At 71.7% G+C, this 8,298-nt stretch carries 7 protein-coding genes; 3 read left to right on the top strand and 4 right to left on the bottom strand.

Annotation, left to right across the window (positions count from 1 at the left end; genetic code table 11):
* Positions 1-359 precede the first annotated feature (359 nt).
* The 3 genes from IF12_RS0121885 to IF12_RS0121895 all read right to left on the bottom strand — a co-directional run bounded on the left by IF12_RS0121885 (position 360) and on the right by IF12_RS0121895 (position 4,019).
* The gene (locus IF12_RS0121885) at positions 360-1,526 is read right to left on the bottom strand and encodes a PLP-dependent aspartate aminotransferase family protein (protein WP_030162325.1); all 1,167 of its coding nucleotides are present in this window, start codon (positions 1,524-1,526) and stop codon (positions 360-362) included.
* 91 nt (positions 1,527-1,617) lie between these two features.
* Positions 1,618-2,016 carry a YkvA family protein gene (locus IF12_RS0121890; protein WP_166659538.1) on the bottom strand — a complete coding sequence of 133 codons (399 nt, stop codon included), beginning with the start codon at positions 2,014-2,016 and terminating at the stop codon, positions 1,618-1,620.
* A complete protein-coding gene (locus tag IF12_RS0121895) occupies positions 2,013-4,019 on the bottom strand; it encodes a cytochrome c oxidase assembly protein (protein WP_166659551.1) in 2,007 nt (668 codons plus the stop codon). Before IF12_RS0121895 ends, IF12_RS0121890 begins: the two co-directional genes overlap by 4 nt.
* 261 nt (positions 4,020-4,280) lie before the next feature.
* Here IF12_RS0121895 and IF12_RS0121900 point away from each other — a divergent pair, with 261 nt between their 5' ends.
* Positions 4,281-5,438, top strand: coding sequence for a DUF5925 domain-containing protein (locus IF12_RS0121900; protein WP_197034836.1), 1,158 nt, complete (start codon positions 4,281-4,283; stop codon positions 5,436-5,438).
* Positions 5,439-5,633: 195 nt separating this feature from the next.
* Here the strand turns inward: IF12_RS0121900 and IF12_RS0121905 are convergent, their stop codons facing one another.
* Positions 5,634-5,990 (bottom strand): carboxymuconolactone decarboxylase family protein, encoded by a 357-nt coding sequence (locus IF12_RS0121905; protein ID WP_208295036.1) that lies wholly within the window; start codon positions 5,988-5,990, stop codon positions 5,634-5,636.
* A gap of 330 nt (positions 5,991-6,320) precedes the next feature.
* Here IF12_RS0121905 and IF12_RS0121910 point away from each other — a divergent pair, with 330 nt between their 5' ends.
* A complete protein-coding gene (locus IF12_RS0121910; protein ID WP_051704751.1) occupies positions 6,321-7,571 on the top strand; it encodes a choice-of-anchor A family protein in 1,251 nt (416 codons plus the stop codon).
* Positions 7,571-8,242: a YoaK family protein gene (locus IF12_RS0121915; protein ID WP_051704752.1), complete on the top strand. Its 672-nt coding sequence runs from the start codon at positions 7,571-7,573 to the stop codon at positions 8,240-8,242. The genes IF12_RS0121910 and IF12_RS0121915 overlap by 1 nt, the downstream gene beginning before the upstream one ends.
* Positions 8,243-8,298: the final 56 nt, after the last annotated feature.

Consider the following 8,298-nt stretch of genomic DNA (forward strand, 5'->3'; position numbering starts at 1 on the left):
CCGCCTCAAGCGCCTCACTCGTGAGCACGACTCGCGCCAGGCGCTTCTAACGGAAGCGCTCCTCACCTCAGGCGCTTCTAACGGGAGCACGCCTCGCCTCGCGTCCCCCGATCAAGTGAACTCCGAGCGCGAGGAGCCCCGAACGGGCTCCCGGCGGCCGATTTCTGTCGGACCCTCCGGCAATGATCGGGCGAGACTTCCTTCCCCTCTCGGGAGGGTGGGGGTTAGGGACGGCCTCCTCCTCAAGGTTCAAAAAGCCGCACCCGCAGGCGCACCCCGGGCCGTTCGACACGGCGTGAAAGCCGGGGAGGAGTACGGCATGAAAGCCAGGAAGGAGCTGCCGCGCCTACACGCGCGCCCTAGGCCTCCAGCGGCGCCAGCGCTTGGGCGAAGTCCGCCACCAGGTCCTCGGTCGCCTCGATGCCGCACGAGAAGCGCACCAGGTCCTCGTCGATGCCCTCCGCGGCGCGCTCGGCCGGGCTCATGCCCGCGTGGCTCGTGACCGCCGGGCGCGTCACCAGCGACTCGACCCCGCCGAGGCTCGGCGCGGTGTACGGCAGCTCGAGTCCCTTGATGAGCGCGTCCGCCGCGGCCACGCCGCCCACCGGCCGGAACGACAGCACCGAGCCGAACCCGTCGAACAGCTCGGCCGCCCGCGCGTGTTCGGGGTGCGACGCCAGGCCCGGATAGTTGACCTGCGCGATCCCCTGGTGCCCCTCCAGGAACCGCGCCACTCCCAGCGCGTTCGCGTTCTGCTGCCGCACCCGCAGCGCGAGCGTCTTGAGGCCGCGCGCGAGCAGGAATCCCGCGTGCGGGTCGAGGCTGGCGCCGTAAAGATTGAGCACCGACCGGACGCGGGCGAGGCGTTCGGCGCTTCCGGTGACGACCCCGGCGACGATGTCGGAGTGGCCGTTCAGCGCTTTGGTCGCCGAGTGGCACACCAGGTCGAACCCGACCGAGTGGGGCCGGAACACCACCGGCGTGGCGAAGGTGTTGTCGATGATGCTGGTGAGGCCGTGCTCGCGGCTGAACGCCGCGATCGCCCGGAGGTCGCCGACCCGCACGAGCGGGTTGCTGATGGTCTCGACCACGAACGCCTTCGTCTCGGGCCGCAGGGCCGCGGCCCAGGCCTCTGGGTCGGCCGGGTCGACGAAGTCGACCTCCCAGCCCAGGCGCGGGGCCTGCCCGGTGAGGAAGTGGTGGGTGCCGCCGTAGAAGGCGCCGGCGGCGATGACGTGGTCGCCCGCCTGGAGGGTGGCGAGCAGCGCGGTGGTGATCGCGGCCATGCCCGAGGCGGTGGCGATGGCGGCCTCGGCGCCTTCGAGCAGGGCGAGCTTGTCGTGGAGGTAGTCCTGGCTCGGGTTGGAGTTGAGGCGGATGTACTGGATCTCGTCGTACGTCTCGCCGGGCCGGGTCTCGAAGACGGTGCCCTGGTAGACCGGGTGGACGACGGAGCCGTGGTGGGCGGGGCGGGGTTCGCCGCCGTGGACGGCCAGGGTCTCGAATCGGGTCTGCGCTTCGCTCATGTGCTCGACGATACGGTCGGTCCGGTGCGGCCGCAACGGTCATGCGACTGGGGTCGGCGGGCCGCCCGGCCGCGCCCCGATCAGTCGCTAATCAGTCGCCGATGAGGCGGGCGAGCAGCCTGCGTTCGCCGGGCCAGGCCTCGTAGAGGACTTCGCGGGGGACGCTGCGGGCGGCGTAGCGCAGGGCGAGCGCGACGACGACGATGTCGTCGAGCGGTCCGATGACGGGCAGGAATTCGGGGATGAGATCGATCGGGCTGGCGAGGTAGACGGCGGCGGCCACGATCGCGGCTTTGGCGCGCCGGGGCACCGCGGGGTGGCGTCGCAGGCGCCGGGCGCAGGTGACGCAGTCGGGGATGAACGCGGCGAGGTCGCGCAGGAGGCCCGGCGGCAGCCGCCGGGCGAGGAGGGCGAGCAGCGCCCAGGTCGCGGCGACGAGGACGGCGGCGAGGGCGAGGCCTCCGGCCCAGGCGAGCACGGTCGCCGTCACCGCCGTTCCTGGTCGAGGCTGGCCAGGTAGGCGTTGTAGACCTCGTGGGGGTCGTCCTCGGGGTGCCCGGTGGCGCTCGCGCGTTCGGCCATCCGGTCGAGGCGCCGCCCCTCGCGCTCCTCCGAGCGCGCCCATTGGGCGATGAGCACGCCGATGATGATGAGGCTCGGGATCTCGCCGAAGGCCCACGCGATGCCGCCGCCGGCGCGCTGGTCGGCCAGCAGGTCGGCGACCCAGGGCATCGCGAGCTGCGTGTACCAGTCCTCGGCGATGAGCCCGGTGCCCATCATGAGGGTGAGCCCGAAGATCGCGTGGAAGACGATCGTCACGAAGTACAGGAGCACCTTCGCCGGGTAGGTGAGCGGCCGCGGCTTCGGGTCGGGCCCGATGACCACCCAGAAGAACAGGCACCCGGCCGCGAGGAAGTGCGCGGTCATGAACAGGTGCCCGAAGTGCGAGCGCATCGCCCACTCGAACATGCCCGTGAAGTACATGACGTACAGGCTCGTGAGGTAGATGAACAGGGTGACGAGCGGGCGCGAGATGAACCGCGACCAGCGGCTGTGGATGAGGGCGAGCAGCCACTCGCGCGGGCCCCCGGCGCGGTCGGGCCGCAGCGCCCGCAGCGCGAGGGTCGTCGGCGCGGCCAGGACCAGGAGGATCGGCGCGAGCATGTTCAGCGCCATGTGCTGGACCATGTGGGCGCTGAACAGCACCATCCCGTACTTGCCGAGCCCGGTCGAGGTGGTCAGGACGATCACGGCCCACCCGCCGATCCACAGCGCGGTCCGGTACCAGGGCCAGGCGTCGCCGCGGCGGCGCAGCCGGGCCACGCCCGCGACGTAGAAGCCGACGAGTGTCACGGCGGCGGCGCACAGCAGCACCGAGGGGTACCAGTCGAGCACGATCGTCGTGAACGACATCGGGCCCGGCGTCGGGAAGCCGAGCAGCGCGGTGTTCGGGTCGGGCAGGGCCTCGGTCGGCGGCGGGGTGACCGACAGGGACGAGGCGAGGCCGAACGCGACGGCCATGAGCGTCAGCTCGACCGCGGCGAGCCGGTTGAACGCCCTGCGGTCCCCGGCCTCGACCTCGGGGAGGGTGCGGCGGCGGTGGACCCAGCCGAGGACCCCGCCGACGGCGAGGACCGCGATCTTGACCAGCGCGATCCGCCCGTAGGCCGATTCCCACAGGTCGCTGACGGCGACGTTGGCGCCGAACACGATGAGTCCCGAGATCCCGATCGCGGGGTAGGCGAGGGCCGCGGCGAACGAGTACCGGCGCGCGGCCACGGCCGGGTCGCGGCGGGCGATGAACAGGGCGAGCAGTCCTCCGGCCCAGAACGCGGCGGCGAGCACGTGGATGAGCAGGCCGTCGACGGCGATCTGGTGGTTGCCGTTGGAGGCGGAGTGGCCGGTGAAGATCGGCGGGACGGCCGCGGCCACGGCGAGCGCGGCGGCGCAGGCCGCTCCGGGGATCGTGAAGGCGCGGGCGGCGACGACCGCGGCCGCCAGCGCGAGGAGCGCGGTGAGCGCGAGGGATTGTCCCTGCTCGGACTGGGTGGCGTACGACCACAGGCCCGGTGCGGTGACCTCGGAGAGCGGGCGGACGAACGTGTCGGCGAAGTCGACCGGGAGGCTCGCGAGCGCGACCAGGGCCCAGAGTCCGGCGGCGGCGGCGCCGATGCGCAGCCACCGCCATGACTGGGCGGCGAGGCGCGCGCGGTCGCCGGTGCGGCCGGGCAGGAAGCAGGCCGCGGCGATCGTGCAGCCGACGGCGGCGAGCATCGCGAGGTCGTAGGCGTATTTGAGGAGTCCGGAGGCCCAGGTGACGAGCGGGTCGGGGGTGGCGAGGCCGGGGAGGGCGGGGATGTCGACCGCGCCGCCGAGGTCGAGTGCGGCGATGGCGGCGACGAGTCCGGCGACGGCGGCCAGGGCGAGTGCGAGGGCCTTGGTTCCGCGCCGTCCCCGGTCCGTGCCCCGCCGCGGCCCGCTTCGGGACCCCACGCGCGCGCCGGGTATGGTAGCGGCGGTGTTTTCGCTGGTCTCGGTCGATGCGGTCACGTAGCCCAGCATGGCTGATTAATCCAGCTCACGCCCCACCGGGTGGGGTCCGTTTATCTCCGGCGACTCTCTGGCGCGCCCGGCGGGCGCCTCCCGGTCATGTCGGTGTCATAAGGCACGATCACTGAGCGCCGTTCGCGGTGCCGCGTCTTTCGAAGGTCGCGGTCTCGCCTGCGGAGCCGTAGTTTTCTATGGTGGATCGCGATGGGAATCATCGAAAGACGCGGTGAGATCATGAACCTGCTCCAGGGAGGCGGAGGCGTGCTCGGCAATGTGCACTTCACGCTCGACGGCTCGGACGACCCCTCGAACGTGCTGAACCTCATGGCGCTGGACGCCTATGTGAGCGGCGCGCAGCCGCACGCGGTGGTCCGGTCGCTCGACTCGGTCGCGGAGGACGTCGATCTCATTCCCGAGGGCGGTTCACTCGTTCGGTCGATTTCGGGGGCTTCTTTTCTGCAACTGGTGACCGGCGAGGGCTGGACGCTGCGGACGCAGCGGTGGCGGGACGGTTCGGGCCAGGCGGTGGTCACCGCGGACACGCGTGAGCGGGCCGAGGAGGTCGCCGCGTTCGTGTCCGATCGGACCGGTTCGGCCGAGGAGCCCGGCGAGGACAAGGTCGACATGGGGTTCTGGTACCGGTCGGCGCGGGGTCCGTTCCGGTCGACGCGGTCGATCAGCGCGCCGCGCTGGCCGGAGATCGAGGGGAACTACTCCTCGAATTCGGGGGCGGCTCTGGGCAAGCTCATGGCGACGCGGTCTTCGGACGTGGCCGGGCGCCTGGTGCTGCTGCACGGCCCGCCCGGTACTGGCAAGACCACGGCGTTGCGGGCGTTGGCGCGTGAGTGGGCGCCGTGGTGCCAGGTGGACACGGTGCTGGATCCGGAGGCGTTCTTCGCGGATCCGTCCTACCTGATGGAGGTCATCATCGGGTCGGAGATGGACATGGTGCTCGACGCCGATCCGGATCACGGGGAGTCGCGGCGCGCGCATTGGCGGCTGATGGTCTTGGAGGACTGCGACGAGTTGATCCGCGGTGAGGCGAAGGAGGCGTCGGGCCAGTCGCTGGCGCGGTTGCTGAACCTGACGGACGGCCTGCTGGGGCAGGGCCGGGAGATCATGGTCGCGATCACGACGAACGAGCGGCTCGACCGGTTGCATCCCGCGGTGGTGCGTCCGGGCCGGTGTCTCGCGCAGATCGAGGTGGGTGCGCTGTCGCCGCTGGAGTCGAGCGATTGGCTGGGCGGGGAGGCGGTGCGGGAGCCGATGACGCTCGCGGAGCTGTACGCGCGCAGGAGCGGCACGGACCCGACGACCACGGAGTCGGCGATTCCGCAGCAGCCGATCGGTCAGTACCTCTAGGCGTTGCCTTTAGACCGCTGCCTCTGGGTCCGCTGTCTCTCGGTCGTCTCGCCCCGTCCCGGGTGCCCGGTCCTTCGGGCGCGGTGAGGGGCGGGCGTGGTGGGGCGGCCGCCCCTCACCGGTCCTGGCCTGGCCGTGTCGCTTCGGCGGCGGCTTCGCGGCTGTGCCGCTTCGGCGCCGTCTAGGCGGTCGTGTTCATTCGGCGGCGTCGCGTGCTTCGAAGACGGCCTTGGCGTGCTGGACCGCGTTGATGGCGGCCGGGAAGCCCGCGTAGACCGCGATCTGGGTGAGCGCCTCGACGATCTCGGCGCGGGTGCATCCCGCGTTGAGGGCGCCGTTGATGTGGAAGCGGAGCTGCGGGGCGGCGTTGCCCAGCGCTGCCAGCGCGCCCAGGGTCACGAGCTGGCGGTCCCGCGGTTCGAGTGCGGGGCCCGAGTAGACGTCGCCGTACGCGAACTCGGCGATGTAGCGGCCGAGGTCGGGGGCGATGTCGGCGAGGGAGGTGACGACCGTCGGTTCGGCCTCTCCCGAGATGTGTTGCAGTGCTTTCATTCCGCGTTCGTAGCGGTCTTCGGGATGCTCCATCTGAGATCCTCCTTAATCGCGTGAGGTCTGGGTTCGCTTGCCCCACAAGGCCAATCCTGGTGCACCGGGGAGTGTCGCCGCAAGGTCCCGAGGGGATGCGGAGCGTAGTGGTGGCCGGATTCACCAATCGCCGGCCGGTCGCGGCGTTTCGTTCACCGGGTCGCGCCGCCGCTGCCGCTAGGCTCGGGCGCGGTTCCCCCGCCACCGTCGACCATCGAACGCCCCTGGGGGAGCACCATGCAGCACACAACGGCACCGTCGTCCGGGCGTCGCCGCGGACGTCTCGCGTTTCTCGGGGTGGCGGTCGCCGCGGTCGCGGTCGCCTTGGCGGGGACGACGCAGCACGCGCAGGCCGCGACGGTGACGATCGACCCGCTCGCGCCCGCGTTCGACTTCAACGCGTTCGTGGAGAACGAGACGACTCTGGCGTCACTGGAGGCCGAGGGCGCGATCGCCACTGGCGGGAACCTGGTCGTCGAGGGCTCCTACAACGTGATGATCCACGACGTGGGGACGTTCGTCGCGCCCGGCGACAGCGCGCCGAGCGCCCTGGTCGTGGGCGGTCGGATGGACTACACCGCCGACCCTGCGACCTCGGTCGTGCAGGTCCTCAACCAGGGGTACGTGAAGATCGGCGACCTGACCGGCACGGACGTGCTCAACACCGACGACAACAGCGCGAGCGTCAACACCCGCGTGGTCGCCGCGGGGGCGGGCTACGACAGCACGCCGCGGCTCCAGCTCACGGTGCAGCAGCCGCTCGACTCGGTCGGTCCGAGCTCGCCGATAGACTTCGCCGGGGCTTTCGCCGAACTGCGCTCGACGAGCGCGACGCTCGCCGGGTGCCAGGGCACCGTCGCCATGATGGACGTCGGCGGGACCGCGGTCGCCGAGGGCGAGGTCGCGCCCGGGCAGATCATCGAGATCAGTCTGGAGCCCGGGACCACCAACGTCCTCGATCTGACCGGGGAGGACCTCGACAACATGTCGGAGCTGCGGTTTCTGGACCAGCCGACGCTCGATACGCCGCTGCTGATCAACGTGGACACCTCCGGTGCCAGCGGGGAGCTCGACTGGGACGTCGCCCCGCAGTCGCCCATCAGCGGCGACCAGTCGCCGTTCATCCTGTGGAACTTCGGTGACACGAGCCGACTGCGGATCGCCAGCGGCGACACCGTCCAGGGCAGCATCCTCGCGCCGTACGCCGATTACTCCGACGTGAGCCCCACCAACGTCGAGGGCCAGATCATCGCGAGGAACGCCAGTCTCGGCGAGATCGGCGAGAACGGCGGCGAGATCCACCACTTCCCATTCGCCTCCACGCTGACCTGCGAGTCCGATGTCGAGCCCTCCCCGTCGCCGTCCGAGCCCGACCCGAGCGGCGACGGACCGACCGGCGGCGCGTCGGACGGGCCGACGGACGGCGGCGCCGATCTTCCCTCCACGGGGCAGTCCCTCCAGCCGCTGTTGATCGCGGCGGGGGCGCTGGTGGCGGTCGGCGCCGCGGTGCTCGTCGGCGCGACGCGGCGCAGGAGAACGCAGCCCTGATGGCCGGACCCCTCCCAATCGACCGCGCGCAGTCGCACGCCTGGACCGCGCTGGTCCTGACGGCGCTCGCGGGAGCGGTCGACGGGGCGGGGTTCCTCAGCCTCGGGCAGCAGTTCGTGGCGAACCAGACCGGGAACGCCGTCCTCCTCGCCGTGGCCGTCTCAGGGCAGCTCACCGGCAGGGAGGACGGCCTTTCGGCGGTGGGCCCGCTGTGGTCGCTGATCGGGTTCACGCTGGGGGCGGTGATCGCCTCGCTGGCGACGCGCCGCCACGTGCTCACGAGCTTCGGGGTGCCGCTGCTGCTGGTGGCCGAGGTGGCGGTGCTGGTGCTGGCGGGCTTCGCAGGGCCGTTCGAGGTGGCGATCGCGTTGGCGGCGTTCGCGATGGGCGTCCAGAGCATCCACGCGACCCGCATCGGCCTCGCGGGGATCAACACGACCGTGCTGACCGGGACGCTCATCGCCTTGTCCGCCAACCTGTCGGGCACTCGCAAGGACCTGCGGTCGGCGCGGCTCCAGGCCGGCGTGTGGGTGGTGTACCTGCTGGCGGCCGGGATCGGCTCGGTGCTGGCGTACGCGGCCTCGTTCGGCGCGGTGTGCTGGAGCGCAGCGGGCGTGGCCGCCGCGATGGCGGTGGCAGGTTTCGCGGAGGCGAGGAGGGAACGCCGCTAGAAACGCCCCACGCCCCACGCCCCACGCCCCACGCCCCACGCCCCACGCCCCACGCC

Origin of the sequence: Glycomyces sp. NRRL B-16210, assembly GCF_000719515.1 — a bacterium.
In the GTDB taxonomy this organism is placed as follows: Bacteria; Actinomycetota; Actinomycetes; order Mycobacteriales; family Micromonosporaceae; genus Glycomyces.

Bases quoted from the DNA above. Each gene is read 5' to 3' on its own strand.
- IF12_RS0121885 (WP_030162325.1), bottom strand. From the start codon at position 1,526: ATGAGCGAAGCGCAGACCCGATTCGAGACCCTGGCCGTCCACGGCGGC.
- IF12_RS0121900 (WP_197034836.1), top strand. From the start codon at position 4,281: ATGGGAATCATCGAAAGACGCGGTGAGATCATGAACCTGCTCCAGGGA.
- IF12_RS0121905 (WP_208295036.1), bottom strand. From the start codon at position 5,990: ATGAAAGCACTGCAACACATCTCGGGAGAGGCCGAACCGACGGTCGTC.
- IF12_RS0121915 (WP_051704752.1), top strand. From the start codon at position 7,571: ATGGCCGGACCCCTCCCAATCGACCGCGCGCAGTCGCACGCCTGGACC.